Consider the following 13,553-nt stretch of genomic DNA (forward strand, 5'->3'; position numbering starts at 1 on the left):
ATGTTGAAGAGATCGGCGGGCATGATCAGCCGTCTCTCTTCGAACTGAGCGCGATCGGCGCTCCGTTCGGAACAGCCTTCAGCAGTTCCGAAACGTCGTCCGGCGAAAGCCCTGCCCGCATTATGTCGGCCGCAATCAAGCGACGATCGGCGAGCAGCTCAGCGGCCAAGTCGCGGCGATCGTGACGTCGAATCAGCTCCGCGACGGCTTCAAGATAGCCGCTCAACTCCGCGCGCCGTAGAACTTCTGCCATATCGATCAGCACGGCAGATCTCCCGCGAGGCGAAGCAGCGCGATATATTTGCCGAGCCGCGCGCGTGCGGCCCACGGCAAGAGGTTCCCGGTCAGATACGATCGCCGCACCATTGCCTCGGGATCGACCAGCGATGCCGCCAGGGCGGTCGGGGCTCCACGTCGCAGGAGCGTATCGATCGCGGCGAGGTAGCCCGCCAACTCCGCTGCTTGGGTGCGCGCAATATCGCCCGAAAGATCGGCGCTATCGATCAAGATATTATCGTTGGATGTAGTCGGGCCTGCCATAAACAGCTCAGTCCCCCACCGCGCGCAGCCGAGCGCCGCGCAGGAGGTTGTCCAGAAATGGCTGTTCAACGCCCGCTTCAACCGGCATTGAAGCGGGCTTCAACGCCGCCGCAGTTTGCCCGCGATGCCGCACAGGACGAACGACGGATGCGGTCGGCGTGGGAGATGGCTGGCGCGGCTGCGCATATGCCTCTGCGACCTTCTCCGCGACTACGAGATCATGCGCCCGCTCGGCCTCGCGAAATTTGCGACGCCAATCGGCCTCTTGTTTCGCCCGTCGAGTAGCACCGGCTCGATCGAAGAAACCCGTCGCTTCAATGACGGGCGCTGCACAGACATACTCGCCTGTCGTCCGGTAGATGTGGATTTCGCCGTGGAGATTGTCGGGATCGAACCGAACCGTGACCTTCTTGCCGGCGAAATTGTGTAATTCCGGCGTCCAGTAGCGGTTTCCATCGAGGGTGACGGCTCCATTATGACGGTCGCAACTACGATCCTCGGCGACAAGAAGGGCCAGGCGCATCTGTTCGGCCGTCGCCTTTCCAATCGGCGCGGTTTCATAGGAAGCCGAGAAAGCTGCATCGAAGCTCGCGCCGTTCGCTGCCTCGCTTCTACGACCGGCGCGCGCGTTCAGTGCTGCGACGCGACGCCGGACATGCTCGGCAAATTCGTCGAGCGGAATGGCGCGCTCACGGTAATTTTCCGGCTTCGCATCGGGTTTGTTGCCAGTGTAAGCGCCGGACATCGCGGGATGCTTGGCGATGTCGTCGCACATATCACGCCAGGCGCGCTCAATCGGCTTCGAAGATCCGCGATACGGCAGCGCCCAATGGATACGAATGCCCAACGCGGTCAGCACGCCGGTCGGATCGGTATCCTTGATCTTAAACCTATAGCGGGATTTCGCGCCGCCAGTGATCGCCTTCGATGCGAAGGCGCGCCCATTGTCGAGCACACATTCGAGGGGAATGCCCCAGTCGTCAAACAAGTCGGCGAAGGCAAGGCGGGTCAACAACGTGTTTTCGGTCTCACCGATCCGCCACGCCAGCAGCTTGCGGCTATAGATATCCTGGATGCCGACCATGACCGGCCGACCAACCCGGCCATCGGGCCAGCGAACGAACACATCGAACATATGGCCGTCGATATTGACGGCCTTCATCGCGTGAAGGTCTTTGACGGTCCGCGATTGCGCCGGGACAGAGCGACGTAGTGCCTCCCGTCCATTCCGCTTCGCGATCTTCAGCGACCGCTCAACCTCTTTCTCTAGCCGGCGCTGGAGGGTGCGCGGGTGCGGCAGCTCCATGCCACGCGGTGCGGCATAGTCCTCCAAAAGCCTGTAATAGCAGGACGCGAAGGTCGGCTGCTCAGGCCGAAGATAATCGGACTTGAGTATCTGCCACGCGTTGGCGTCGATCTCGACTTCTTTGCCGCCGCCAACGCGTCGCGGAGCGAGAAAGGGCAGCCGATCACTGAGCGCAACCGATTTGATCTCGGCGAACCAGTTGTGAATCGTGGCGGGCGAACCGCCCCATCGAACAATAGCCTCGCGGATCGCAATCGTTTTGGTTGCGCCGCTTTCAACAGCCCGTTCGATGTCGAGAATGATCGCAAGACGGCGCTCGGCCTCTGCCTTTACGCCTTCCGATTGCCGCGCAAACCAGTCCCATGCCTGCTCGACCTGGGGCGCATCGTTGGCAGCATCGGGCATGGAAGAAAGCGCGAGCTTCGTTTCCAGCGCTTGGCGCGCTGGTGCCGGCAGAAGATCAATGTGATATTCGAGCCCGCCACCGCGCCCCACGCGCTTCCGCGCGAGCGGAAGCCCGTAATCGCCACGGCGGACCGCCCAGCGCTCAACCGCGGCTAGATCAGATACCTGCCGCTTGTTCCGCGGCAAGCCCGGAAGGCTCAGCTCGGCCAGTTCGGCGGCTGAGAGCCATTCAACGGACGGCGCGGCGCTCAACGCTGCGCCTCCTCGTCGAGCAATCGCCGCAGCTCGGCTTTCATGCCCGGTGTCATGCTCTTGACCAGCTCGACGGTCGCCAGTCGCTTGCGCCTGAGATCGAGCCGATCCCAGTTCATGAAGAACCGCTGATAAAAGGCGTTCGCTTCGACGGCTTCCGTTCGCGTGGCCTTGCTCGTGCTGATGCCGAGCTGCACCATTGCCGCATCCACCGAAGCGAAATCCGGGTCAGCCAGGATGATCTCGATCACCTGGCGTCGGCCATCTTCGCCGACGATGCTGGCGATCTTCGCCATGTTCGTGAGCTGCTCGCCGAGCCGGTGAGTGTTCAGGGCTTCGGCAAGGTCAAGAAACGGCTCGGCGATCCTACGATAAATCACGCGATAATGGCGCAACGACCGCTCGGAAATTCCCGCCCTCTCGGCGGCAATGGCATCCCATTTTGATGCTACGGCAATCGTGGCCGTAGCATCGTGAGGGAACGCATCGGCGTTCCAACGGGCTCTGGCACCACGCGTCTGGCGGCTTTCTCCAGCCCGATCGCCGTACTGTTCAGCTTCGGCGATCTTCGCCAGCTCATTCAAAAAAATTGCGCGCTCAATCGGCCGCAACTCACGGTGATCAATATTCTCCGACAGTTCGAGGCGGCGCAACTCGACAGCGGCAGTGCTGCTGTCCGCAATTTGGATAGCGTCGATAGCGCTCAAGCCTGCCAATTCGGCACCGCGTAACCGGTGAAGACCAGCAACGAGCGTCCAGGCCAGCGCGGCACGATTGCCATTGCGGCGAACGTGAATGGGATCGTGCTGACCCTCGGCGGCCATGCTGGCCCCGAGCCGCGCTGCGTGATCCGCGTGGTAGAATCCTACGCGCTCACCGACAGCTATGTTGGCAAGCGGCAATCGCAAGATGGCGCGCGCGGTCATGGCTGTGCTCGCCAGAACTGATCGAGCGCAATCCAGAACCGATGAATCGACGATTTTGGAGGAACACGCCCTGGCCCGAACTGAGCAGCAAGCATTTCCTGAAGGCGACGCACCGGCATCTCGCGGTGCCAGCTGATCAACGCCCGGCGCACCTCCTGATCCGGCCAGAAATGGGGCTTCTTTACGATGAGATGCCACGCCGCTTCGACAGCCTCGACCCTCCGGCGCGACAGTTGATTAACTGCGCTGGAATCGAGCGACCGGAGCCCCATCACGATATATGCGATGTCGGCTCCGGTAGTGGCGATTGCGCGGAGATAGTCTGCATCGGGCGAACGTCGCCCGGCCTCATATGCGAGCTGCGAATTAAGGCTCTGACCGCCCAGCGCGGCTAAAGCGACCGGTGCAAAGCCCAGACGCTCGCGCTCCAGACGCAGCCGATCGCCTCCCGCCCGTCGGGCCTCAACCATTCTGGCCGCATGGCTCGCCCCCGCGCTCGCCATTAGTTCGCCTTTGCGATCCGCATGGCTTCCGACAACGGCGTGTTGTCGGCGACAATTATTCCGTCCTTGAGGCCGAGAATGACCGCGACTTTATGCGCATCCCCGCGTGCACCCTTCAGCTTGCCCGAAAGAACGCCACGCACGACCGGAACCGGCACGTCGAGCTCTCCGGCTACATCTACGGCAGTCTTTCCAATTCGCGCCAAACGGTCGCGAACCTCTTCCACTTGGAGTAAACTTGCCATAACGTAACTGCTCCATGGTTCGGATATCAGCACTATGGTGGCGAAATCAGAACCATGCAAGCGAAAGTGAGCAAACATTGTCTATTGGGGCGCGTCTGAAGGCAGAGCGATTGAGGCTTGGGCTCAGCCAGACCTATTTTGCTCAGATAGCCGGTGCATCAAAGAGTGCTCAGATTAGCTGGGAGAAGGATGAATCGTCGCCTACCGCGAAGGCATTGGTGTCGTTTCGCGAGGTGGGGGCCGACATCCCGTTTATATTATTTGGCGAACGCCGATCGGGGCAATCGGCGGAAGTCGATTCGCATTATGCAGCCAAGGTTCACGAACTAAAGGACCAAGTCGTCAATCCTGGCAAATATATGGCCGATGATGCGCTATCGCAGGCCGCCTCTTTCCACATTGTCCAGCGAGCTGCGGACGCCCTGGGACGCATAGCAACTTCGACCGACCCGCTAATCAGCGATCAAACCAAAGCGCTGGCTGACGATATCCTCCGCATTCATTGTAATGACGCAGCTGCGGCAGAGCGGCGGTCTGCCCGGTATGCAGCTGTCGTCGCAGATCGTAATCGTGCGGAGCACGATCTCCGGGATGCGCTAGGAGGCGTTGGGCTGAAAATTGGTCCTGACTTAAATCAAGCCTTACTGACGTTAATCGTGGATTATCGGATTGATGCTCGGGAGATACTTGGCCTTCTTCAAGCGTTGAAACTAGAATTAAAGGCTAACGCCGATGCTGCCTGATGGTGTCACCTTGGCCGACATTGCTGCCGATCTTAGTAAGCCCGAACGGTATGTCCGGCTTGCCCTCGCGAACATGCTTGCCGCCGAGAAGGAGCATGGCCCGCTTGCTCTCCGCATTGGGAAAATGGGTACGGGGCAAATACCCCACTATCGGCTCGATACCGTCAGCGAAATCGAATTACTCGATGCGTCGCTCACTCATCATTTCCCGGTGCAATCCTTTAACGGTCGAAACCATTTGGCGTTGGTTACCGAAGGTGAGGAGTCGGATATCCTCCGCGAAGAGCATTGGAGCCAAGGCAAAATGACCTGCTTAGAGCTTGCTGAATTGCTTGGTCAGATCCGAGCCAAGGGGAGACGAAGATAGAAACCGTTGCGATCTGGCGTTCATCCGCTATATTATTTTGGTCATTCGGCAGCTCCGCCGCGTCGATCTAATTTGGCCTGGGATGACACGGGCCCGAAGAAAGACGAAATAGGCAAATCAGGCCCCGCTTTGGCGGGGCCTTTTTATTCGGATATTCTCAATCAACCCGTTAAGCTATCGCGTGCCGGTCTGACAGCCGCGCGAGACGATTTGAACGAGGTGAGAGATGCGCGAGACAAAAGAACACCGAAGCGATGGCGATCTGCTGAGCGACGCAACGGCTCGCCTACATCACGCGACTGGCGGACTCAATTTTCACTTGGAGATGTTTGGTAACGAGTTGGCTAAGCGCGAGGGTTATCGCGAGTACAAGGCCATGGACGCCATTCATTTTTACCTGATGACCAAGCATGGTTGGCTACCGCGTGATATCCGATCGATGTCATTCGACGATTTGCGCTTCGCCCTAGGCGAGGAAATGGCTGGCTGGACGCTTCCGCACAACCTGCGCAATAGTTATCCGGGATAAATCTAAAACAGCGCCAGCGACCGCGAGGCGTTCAGGTCGCTGGCGGACAATCTGCGGCCGACCGTCTTCGTGGCTTGCCGTTGCCGCTGATTGGCAGAAATTCCCTCCCAGTTTCGCTAATGCCCGACCGTGCTGCATCGTGGCTACGCTCGCGGCAGAACGTTTATTACGTTGGGTTTTAAAGATTTCCCGCCGCCCAGCTCACCGCATTTCGGTTCAGCCAAGTTAATTATAGGATTCTGGAGAGCTGGAAGCCAAAAGCCGGTCGTTGAAAGCCAGTTGAAAGCGCAGTTTTCCGCCATTAAGAGGTCTTTCAAAGGTCGCGGGCGGCAAGCCTCTTAGAACGCGCAAACTCCAGCTTCTCTTGTCAAAATCGCGCGGATTCTGCCTTTGACTCCAGACACAGCATTTAACGGCAGATTTTGCCGGTAGTGCCGTACAGGATGCCTGATATGCCCGAATTACGGGGCGATTTTCGCCGACCCAGTTTGACCCCGCATACCCCGGCATGCCCCGGATTAGAGTCTAGATTCTCTTGTCATCTCACAGCGGACGCCGGCGTGCCGCCGGCGGCGCCGGTTTGTTTGGCGAGCGCACCGCCTGCGGCGGCCGCCTTCGGCTTGCGCTCGCGCAGGGCTTGGACGAGCGCTGCCGGCGCATCGACGGGGTCGATATCATGCTGCCCGCCCCGCCAGCGATAGCGGCCCTCGCTGCCATCCTCGCGATACAGCACGGACGGGGGCGCGACGATGTAGCCGCCCTTTCCGCGCACATCGACATGCCGCGGCAAATTGCCCCGGTTGATGATCGGGTCGCCTTCGGGCTGCCGATAGATGACATGCACCCCGTCAGACTGGGTTATTGAGGTGAGCGATACGGGCAGTTCGCAGCCGATCTGCTCTTCGGTCGCCGCCTTCAGGCTGATCAGGTCGAATATCTCGCCGGTCGACTCATCGACGCGCGGATCGAAGTCGAGCGCGAACCACTTATTGCCGCCCATCGCCAGGCCGATCATCGCCTGCGGATGCTGGCGCCACCAGGCGCGAATGCGCCCCTCATCGGTGGTCGCGTCGTTACAGCCTTTCCCGGTATAGGGCGACTTGGCCTTGTACAGCTTCGGCTTCGGCCCATCGGCGGTCTGCACCGTCAGCGTCTCGTCGCGCTCACGGCATGGGAACACCTTCCATCCCCGCCGCGCATAACGCAGCGCCGCCGTACACATCGGCGACGGCAGCTGCTCCACAACACCCATCGAAAACACCCCGCCCCTTGAGATACGCTGCAATCAGGCCGTCTTTCCGGCTGTCACGCCCCTGCGCGGGCGTTGGCGGCAATCGGCTAGAAGGGCACGTCGTCGTCATCGTCACCCGCTAAGGCCGCCGCTGCGGCCCGCTCGGTCCGCGCCAGGCGGTCGCGTTCCCACTCTTCAGCCAGCAGGCGATGTTGATCGGTGGCATGCGCGGCGAGGTCGTAACCGTCTTCGATCGCCAATCTGAACTGTTCCTGATGTCGATAGATATCGGTGCAGGCCGCGTTGAGCGGCCCTTTGCCGCAGTCCATGCCGGCGAGGCGTTCGTCGATCGGGTCACGATATTTCGCCGGCAACGTGCGCACGTCGAGATGGCTGGCCGGATCACTATCTTCCCGGTTGGCGGCGGCATCCAGCGCATACCAATAGGTCATCGGGAACGCTTGTTTATAAATATGGTAGATGCGCCGACCGCCGCACATCAGCCAGCCGTCGCGCCCCTTTTTGCTCTCATTCATGCTGGTAGTCTCCGCTCGGCTGTAGCTTAGAAGGGAACGTCGTCGTCGAGATCGCCGCCGGCAAAAGGATCGGCCTTGCTGCCACCGCCGGCATCGTTGCCCCAGCCGCCGCCTTGCCCCCCGCCGGCCGCGCCGTTGCCGGAATCCGATCGGCCCCCACCCGCCTGAGCGCCATCGAGCATCACCAGCACGGCGTTGAAGCCCTGCAGGACGATCTCGGTCGAATATTTCTCGACGCCGGCGTTGTCGGTCCATTTGCGGGTCGCGAGCTGGCCTTCGAGATAGACCTTGCTCCCCTTGCGCAGATAGCGCTCGGCGACGTTCGCCAGCCCCTCGCTGAAGATCGCGACGCGGTGCCATTCGACCTTGTCCCGCCGCTCGCCGCTGCCCTTGTCCTTCCACTGTTCGGACGTGGCGACGGTCAGGTTGACCACCTTGCCGCCATTCTGAAAGGACCGGCTTTCCGGATCGCGGCCGAGGTTGCCGAGCAAGATCACCTTGTTGACGCTGCCGGCCATTAAGCCGCCCTCGCCGCGACGTGCGGGCAAGCGCCAGAGATGCAGGAGCCGTGCCTGCGCGCGTCCCGAACCATTTCTGCATGGCAGGAGCAGCTTGCTACTGCCGCCTTCGCGTGGTCGACCGGAACGAGCTGAAGCATCGGCCCGAGAAAGTCCCAGCCGTGAGCGTAAATTTCATCGGGCAGGCAATCGATCGCCACGATTAGATCGTGATCGAGTATTTCCCGCGTATCACCCGGCCGCCAATCGTCGAGCAATCGCGCGCTATCGAAATGAGATAGCAAGGCATCGACGCGGCGCGTCGGCCCCGGAGCGATGCCGTCTATCGTGGCTTGGCCGTAAAGTATGGTTATCATGACTCACCTCCCATTGCCGCCAGCAGCGGCGCCTCACCCTTCGCCCCGAACCGAGCGGCATCGCTCGCCCGCGTCAGGCGTTTCTTCGTCCCGGCCGCGATCGGCCGGATTGGCATCGGATCGGCGCCCTTGCGCCATAGGAAGACGGCATAGGCGGTCGCGGTGCCGCCCTTCGGCTCCCACCGCCCCAGGTGCATCGGCACGCGTTCGATGAACGGCGCCAACAGTGTCATGGGCTGGGCTCCATAGAGCAGCTCGAAGCGACCCTCCGTTTCGAGGAATTGCAGGCGCAGCAGCATCGCCACGCCCCGCCGCGCGCGCTGCAGGCCCAGCTCGATGAACTCGGCCGCCGTGGCGAAGGGCGGATTGGTCGCTATCCAGTCGGGCGCGTAACCGGCGAACGGCTCCCTCGTATCGAGGAAGTCGATCGTCACGCCATGGCCGTGCGGATAAACATCGCTCGCGAACACGTCGGCGAAATAGTCGCGGAACGGCTCGGCCATATGGCCCTGTCCGCACGCCGGCTCCCACACGGTCCGCGCCTCGGGATCGAGCAGCAGGATCGCCTCCGCCATCGCCCGCGCAGCCCAGGGCGGCGTCGGCAGGAAGTTGAGCTGGCGATAGATCGCGGTCTGCGGATCGTCTCCCTCGACCTCGGCGGGGGCATGCGCCGCCATGACGGCGGTGGACATCGCCGGACCGGTCATGCCGCAGTCCCATTCGCCACGATGCCGATGATATCTGCATGGCAGGGCGCGCAATGGTCGCACTTCTCACGGAAGGGCTTACCGGCGGCATGCTTATCGCACAGCTTGCACCAGCAGCCGAGATCACGCCCGCGCAGCGGCTCGAGGAAATCGGGATTCAGCGTAACCAGCGCCATTAGCTGGCCGACGAACATATCCAGGCAACGGTCAAGACTGGCCGGCGTGCGCAGCCGCACGCACGGCATGGGATAGCCGCGATGGCCGAACGCCTGCATATGCTGGGTAGCGTTGAACATATTGCCATAGGCAGTCGACCGGTCGACCTTGCGGGCGGTCGGCGGCATACGCCAGCCTTTCGCGCGCGACAGTTGGATGCGGACAGGCTCAACCATGGACATGCGCCTCAACCATCTGCGCGACATGCGCGGGCACATCGAAGAAGCCGAGCTTGCCGGGGCAGGGGATCAGCTCGATCGGCCGCGCATTGCGCAGCACGAAGCCATATTTCCCATGGAACCACCGGCTATCCGATGCCGACACGCAATCGACGATCTCGACCATGCCGACGATGCCGCCCAGCGGCAGCTGATGCTCGCGGATGAACTCGCGGTCCTCTTCGAGCGACAGGCTCGCGTGGATCAGCACGGCGCCCCGATAGTTCGTGCGCCAGTCGCGGTTTTCCACATCCTTCCCGTCGTGCAGGATGTGGTGGCACCATGGCTGCCGAATGCTCAGCGCCTTCATGCCGGGAACCCGTTATGCTCGACGCCATCGAGCAGCCGCCCGGTGATCTTCTTCGTTCCCCGGAACATTGTGCCGGCCGGCGCGGTCAGCAGGGGCGCGAACACCCCCCATTGCTTGAACAGGAACGGGACCCCGGCTTCCGCGCATAGATCGCGCAGCAGGCGAACCCATTCAGGGTCCATCGGTCGTGCCCCGGCGCCGCTCTCGCCGCCGGCGACAACCCAATCGAGCTTCCGCGTCAATTGCCCATCCCCGCCATGGCGGCGGCAACCGGGATCATAGCCTGCGAAACTATCGCAGGCGCAGTCGCCCCAACATTCGGGGCTAAGCACGTCTTCGCCTTGCACGCCGGTCAGATCGATAAACCCCAGCAACGGCTCGGCGGAGATCCACCGCAACGCGGCCGGCGTCGCGAGCAAATCCGGGATGCGTTCATCTGCCGTCCGCTGATCCTCGACCGATACGCCGAGCCATACATTGGGGAGCGGCTGCCGGGGCCAAGCTGGCCGACCGATCAGATTGCCATCCTTTGTCCAGAAGCGGTCTCGATCGAAGAGTTCGCCGGCGGCGAGGGTGATTTCGTCGATCGCGAGGTTGATTTGATCCCATCGATCGCCCGGCCGGGTCTCGGCGGGGATTTCGATTACATCACTGCCGCCAAGGTCTAGGCGCCGCGCCGGTGCCGGCTGCCATGTCTCGGCGAAGTACGCCCGCATCCGGTCCGCGCGTTTCGTTAACACCTGAAACTGATGATGCGGGCAGAGCGCCATGACCGCGAAAACGCGGTCGATCCATTCATCCGGCACCGCCTCATGGAACAGGTCGCCATGGGCTACGACGAAGATACGGCGCGGCCGCGTCCAGCGCAGCGGCTGCATCAGCCATTCGTCGTTGAAGCGGACCTTGCCGGTCCACACCGGCCCCGCCTTACTATCGACCGTCAGCCCAGCCCGCGACGGGTGATGCCGCAGCCGCGTGCCCGCCAGCTTCATGGCGTAGCAGTTCGTGCAACCCGCGCTGTGGACCGAGCAGCCAGTGATCGGGTTCCACGTCGCGTCGGTCCATTCGATTGACGTTCCATCAGCCATGAGCCGCCTCCAATGCGTCGGGAAGATGCAGGCCGGCTTCGAGCCCGGCCGCGCAGGCGCGCAGACGTTGCGCGGCGAAGGCCAGCTCGCCGGCCGGCACGTCGAGGCCGGCGCCGCTCTTCACGGCATCGGCTTCGGCAGTCAGCCAGGCGACGGCTGCCGCGATCTCGGGGCTGGGCTTCATCGCGCCAGCGCCTTCAGGTCGGCGAGTCGCGCTTCGAGCCGCGCGATCGTCTCGGGCAGCCGCAGCATCCGATGATAGTGCGTGTTGTCGAGGCGGCGCAGCTCTTCGGCCTGAGCGGGGGTCCGCTCCGCAGCAGGGATCGCGCGCAACGTGTCCATATAAGTGCGCAATTCGGCCATGCTCAAGCCGGTGCGCTTATTGCCACCCTGTTGCCGGGGCGGGCGCCGATACTTCACCGTCGCCATCATTGGCCGACCCGCTTGAAAGCGTCCACGACGAATGCCCACAGCTCGCCCGCGCTCAGCTGGAAGCGGTCGAACGACTGATCGAACTCGTAACCATGCTCGATCAGCGACGCCGCATGAACCGTCCCTTCGGTCAGCTTCGTCATGAGCGTGATCACCACGCCTTCATTCGGCGTGTCGTGATACTGCAGCATCGGCATGAAGTAGCGCTGGCCTATCTGATGCACTTCCAGCTGCGGGTCATCGACATGAACGCGGCCCGCGACATAGGAAAGCCGGCCGCCCTTCTCTGATCGCGGCCCGTCATGGGAGATCAGGTCGTGGCCGCCTCTTGGGTCCTCGATCACCTTCCAGCGCCGATTGATCTGCGTGCCAGCGATCACTTGGCTCTCGAACGAGAAGCGGTGGTTATGGATCGCCGACTGCGCAAAGCAGCTCCGCCGGGGCAGATCAGGATGCCAGACATGCAACCGCTGATGCTCCGGCAGTTTCACCTGTATGAAGCCGAGACCATGCAAGCTGATCTGTTCGGCAACCGCCGCGAAGTCCTTCCCGTTCACGCCACTTTCCTCTGCTGTGTTTCCCATGCGCGCGCCCACAGGCGGGCAATCTCAATCGGCACGCCGACGCTCTCCGCGATCACTGGCAACAGGCTGGTGCCGTGATGGTCGAGCCGCGCGTCAAAGGCTTCGCGGCGATCCCCGAAGGGCTCGCCATCCGGGCCGATACAGTCCGGGCAGACGTGGAGCTTGTCTCGGCCGCTCGGCACCAGCTTCCAGCCGATGGGCAGATCGGCTCGGCTGAGCGCGCCGCTGCGCGCGTTGCGATGCTCGATCGTCTCGCCCTCGGCACCGCAGCCGTCGCAACGAGCGATGCAAGGGAAGCCGTGGAAAATCACCGCTTCACCCCCTCGACCACGCTGGTCGCGTTGCGCGACGACAGGATCGTGATGATCCGCCCCGGTGCCCAAGGGCTGATCTCGTTCGAGATGAAGCGGTCGGCGACCAGACACTTGAGCAGATAGCTCGCGCGGTTGCCGTCAGAGAGGCCGGCCTTGAGCGCCAGTTCCTTGTTCGTCGGGCAGGGCAGCGCCTTCTTCGCGTAAGCCTTCAGCACGGTCAGCAATCGCGCCTGATCGTCGTCGCGCGGCGGTATCTCGCGCGCGATGCGCATCGGTGCCGGCGGCGGCGTCCAGGGCTTGTCGAGCCGACGGATCACATACTGCACCGGCGACTTCGAGCTATCGTGGAACGCGAACACGATCTTGCGATCGTCGAGGTCGCGCACCGCCTCCGGCACCTTCGACCATTTCGGCAGACAACCCTCGGCATAGCCCAGCTCCGCGCCTGCAGCGGCCGACTTCACCCAGGCGATCACCGCATCGAGCGGCATCGCCGAGCCGGTCGCACCGAAGCGCACTGGCTCCATCGCGCCGACCATGCGGGTCCGCCCGTCCTGAGCAACGGCTGAACCTGTCGAAGCCGGCGCCGAAGGATCGTTCGCGGGGAGCGCAGCCGCCATCATCGACGCGGCTCCGGCAGTTCGATGCCCAGGGCGTTGGCAAGGCAGCTGACGATATCGGCGGCCGAGCCGCGATCGAGCGCGAGCGAGATGCCCTGCCCGGTCAGTATATAGCGATTCTCGCCCTCGCCACGGATGCAGCGGAACAGCTTGCCGACGTCTCGCGCGCCGAGCGTGCCGTGGATGATCGGCGACGACGGGGCTGGGGAGGCACTCGCGGCCCCGTCGTCACCTTCCGCTGCCGGGAGAGTCTCCGGGGGAAGCCCGGCGGCAGAATAGCTATTCGTCCAATCGCGCAGCCGGATCAGGCCGCCCGTCAGGTTGTAGATCACAAGGCCCTGTTCGGCGTGCAGCTTCGCGGTTCCCGCCAGCACACCGCCCAGGTCGATGCCAGCCGCCTCGATCGCAATGGACAGGTCGGCCGGATCGCTCATCAACCAATCGGCCAGCTTCACCTGCGCCATCGTCAGCGACATATCGGCGGGCACGCCCCACCGGCTGCGCGCGTGCATGATCAGCTCGAGTCCAGTTGCTTCGCGCTCGATCAGCGATGCCGGAATGTCGAATCCCGCCGCGCGCGGATGCGCGCTATCACCCCCCACCATGC

Annotated in this window: 22 protein-coding genes; 3 read left to right on the plus strand and 19 right to left on the minus strand. The window is 62.6% G+C overall.

The window, feature by feature from the left end; genetic code table 11:
- Nucleotides 1-25: 25 nt before the first annotated feature.
- From WP12_RS16695 to WP12_RS16730, 6 genes are read right to left on the minus strand one after another with little or no spacing between them, the layout of a single operon-like run.
- The gene (locus WP12_RS16695; protein WP_046194812.1) at nucleotides 26-265 is read right to left on the minus strand and encodes a hypothetical protein; all 240 of its coding nucleotides are present in this window, start codon (nucleotides 263-265) and stop codon (nucleotides 26-28) included.
- Complete coding sequence (locus WP12_RS16700; RefSeq protein ID WP_046194813.1) at nucleotides 259-507, minus strand: hypothetical protein; 249 nt, start codon at nucleotides 505-507, stop codon at nucleotides 259-261. The genes WP12_RS16695 and WP12_RS16700 overlap by 7 nt, the downstream gene beginning before the upstream one ends.
- A gap of 40 nt (nucleotides 508-547) precedes the next feature.
- A complete protein-coding gene (locus tag WP12_RS16705) occupies nucleotides 548-2,503 on the minus strand; it encodes a transposase domain-containing protein (protein WP_052730445.1) in 1,956 nt (651 codons plus the stop codon).
- A complete protein-coding gene (locus WP12_RS24265) occupies nucleotides 2,500-3,429 on the minus strand; it encodes a ParB N-terminal domain-containing protein (protein ID WP_084691201.1) in 930 nt (309 codons plus the stop codon). The genes WP12_RS16705 and WP12_RS24265 overlap by 4 nt, the downstream gene beginning before the upstream one ends.
- Complete coding sequence (locus WP12_RS24960) at nucleotides 3,426-3,899, minus strand: helix-turn-helix domain-containing protein (RefSeq protein ID WP_152664039.1); 474 nt, start codon at nucleotides 3,897-3,899, stop codon at nucleotides 3,426-3,428. The genes WP12_RS24265 and WP12_RS24960 overlap by 4 nt, the downstream gene beginning before the upstream one ends.
- 32 nt (nucleotides 3,900-3,931) lie before the next feature.
- The gene (locus WP12_RS16730) at nucleotides 3,932-4,177 is read right to left on the minus strand and encodes a hypothetical protein (protein WP_046194915.1); all 246 of its coding nucleotides are present in this window, start codon (nucleotides 4,175-4,177) and stop codon (nucleotides 3,932-3,934) included.
- Between the two features lie 14 nt (nucleotides 4,178-4,191).
- On the opposite strand from WP12_RS16730, the gene WP12_RS23535 reads away from it, so the two are divergent.
- From WP12_RS23535 to WP12_RS16745, 3 genes are all read left to right on the plus strand, one after another.
- Nucleotides 4,192-4,920 carry a helix-turn-helix domain-containing protein gene (locus WP12_RS23535; RefSeq protein WP_152664040.1) on the plus strand — a complete coding sequence of 243 codons (729 nt, stop codon included), beginning with the start codon at nucleotides 4,192-4,194 and terminating at the stop codon, nucleotides 4,918-4,920.
- Nucleotides 4,910-5,287 (plus strand): hypothetical protein, encoded by a 378-nt coding sequence (locus WP12_RS16740; protein WP_046194817.1) that lies wholly within the window; start codon nucleotides 4,910-4,912, stop codon nucleotides 5,285-5,287. Before WP12_RS23535 ends, WP12_RS16740 begins: the two co-directional genes overlap by 11 nt.
- 226 nt (nucleotides 5,288-5,513) lie before the next feature.
- Entirely contained in the window at nucleotides 5,514-5,816 is a 303-nt protein-coding gene (locus tag WP12_RS16745; RefSeq protein WP_052730449.1) for a hypothetical protein, read from the plus strand.
- A gap of 538 nt (nucleotides 5,817-6,354) precedes the next feature.
- Here WP12_RS16745 and WP12_RS16750 read toward each other — a convergent pair.
- The 13 genes from WP12_RS16750 to WP12_RS16815 form a co-directional block, all read right to left on the minus strand.
- Nucleotides 6,355-7,068: a bifunctional DNA primase/polymerase gene (locus WP12_RS16750; protein WP_046194818.1), complete on the minus strand. Its 714-nt coding sequence runs from the start codon at nucleotides 7,066-7,068 to the stop codon at nucleotides 6,355-6,357.
- An 86-nt stretch (nucleotides 7,069-7,154) separates the two neighbouring features.
- Nucleotides 7,155-7,583 carry a hypothetical protein gene (locus WP12_RS16755; protein ID WP_046194819.1) on the minus strand — a complete coding sequence of 143 codons (429 nt, stop codon included), beginning with the start codon at nucleotides 7,581-7,583 and terminating at the stop codon, nucleotides 7,155-7,157.
- A 26-nt stretch (nucleotides 7,584-7,609) separates the two neighbouring features.
- The gene (ssb, locus tag WP12_RS16760; protein ID WP_046194820.1) at nucleotides 7,610-8,101 is read right to left on the minus strand and encodes a single-stranded DNA-binding protein; all 492 of its coding nucleotides are present in this window, start codon (nucleotides 8,099-8,101) and stop codon (nucleotides 7,610-7,612) included.
- 352 nt (nucleotides 8,102-8,453) lie between these two features.
- Nucleotides 8,454-9,164, minus strand: coding sequence for a hypothetical protein (locus WP12_RS16770; RefSeq protein ID WP_052730450.1), 711 nt, complete (start codon nucleotides 9,162-9,164; stop codon nucleotides 8,454-8,456).
- Nucleotides 9,161-9,556 carry a DUF4326 domain-containing protein gene (locus WP12_RS16775; RefSeq protein ID WP_046194822.1) on the minus strand — a complete coding sequence of 132 codons (396 nt, stop codon included), beginning with the start codon at nucleotides 9,554-9,556 and terminating at the stop codon, nucleotides 9,161-9,163. Before WP12_RS16775 ends, WP12_RS16770 begins: the two co-directional genes overlap by 4 nt.
- Nucleotides 9,549-9,908, minus strand: coding sequence for an ASCH domain-containing protein (locus WP12_RS16780; protein ID WP_046194823.1), 360 nt, complete (start codon nucleotides 9,906-9,908; stop codon nucleotides 9,549-9,551). Before WP12_RS16780 ends, WP12_RS16775 begins: the two co-directional genes overlap by 8 nt.
- Nucleotides 9,905-10,996, minus strand: coding sequence for a phage Gp37/Gp68 family protein (locus WP12_RS16785; protein WP_046194824.1), 1,092 nt, complete (start codon nucleotides 10,994-10,996; stop codon nucleotides 9,905-9,907). Before WP12_RS16785 ends, WP12_RS16780 begins: the two co-directional genes overlap by 4 nt.
- The gene (locus WP12_RS16790) at nucleotides 10,989-11,180 is read right to left on the minus strand and encodes a hypothetical protein (protein WP_046194825.1); all 192 of its coding nucleotides are present in this window, start codon (nucleotides 11,178-11,180) and stop codon (nucleotides 10,989-10,991) included. Before WP12_RS16790 ends, WP12_RS16785 begins: the two co-directional genes overlap by 8 nt.
- The gene (locus WP12_RS16795) at nucleotides 11,177-11,416 is read right to left on the minus strand and encodes a hypothetical protein (protein ID WP_152664041.1); all 240 of its coding nucleotides are present in this window, start codon (nucleotides 11,414-11,416) and stop codon (nucleotides 11,177-11,179) included. The genes WP12_RS16790 and WP12_RS16795 overlap by 4 nt, the downstream gene beginning before the upstream one ends.
- Nucleotides 11,417-11,424: 8 nt before the next feature.
- A complete protein-coding gene (locus WP12_RS16800) occupies nucleotides 11,425-11,985 on the minus strand; it encodes a hypothetical protein (protein ID WP_052730451.1) in 561 nt (186 codons plus the stop codon).
- Nucleotides 11,982-12,323 carry a hypothetical protein gene (locus tag WP12_RS16805; RefSeq protein ID WP_046194828.1) on the minus strand — a complete coding sequence of 114 codons (342 nt, stop codon included), beginning with the start codon at nucleotides 12,321-12,323 and terminating at the stop codon, nucleotides 11,982-11,984. The genes WP12_RS16800 and WP12_RS16805 overlap by 4 nt, the downstream gene beginning before the upstream one ends.
- Entirely contained in the window at nucleotides 12,320-12,946 is a 627-nt protein-coding gene (locus tag WP12_RS16810; protein ID WP_152664042.1) for a hypothetical protein, read from the minus strand. Before WP12_RS16810 ends, WP12_RS16805 begins: the two co-directional genes overlap by 4 nt.
- Entirely contained in the window at nucleotides 12,946-13,551 is a 606-nt protein-coding gene (locus tag WP12_RS16815) for a hypothetical protein (protein ID WP_046194830.1), read from the minus strand. Before WP12_RS16815 ends, WP12_RS16810 begins: the two co-directional genes overlap by 1 nt.
- Nucleotides 13,552-13,553: the final 2 nt, after the last annotated feature.

The sequence above is a fragment of the Sphingomonas sp. SRS2 genome (genome assembly GCF_000971055.1).
Classification (GTDB): domain Bacteria; phylum Pseudomonadota; class Alphaproteobacteria; order Sphingomonadales; family Sphingomonadaceae; genus Rhizorhabdus.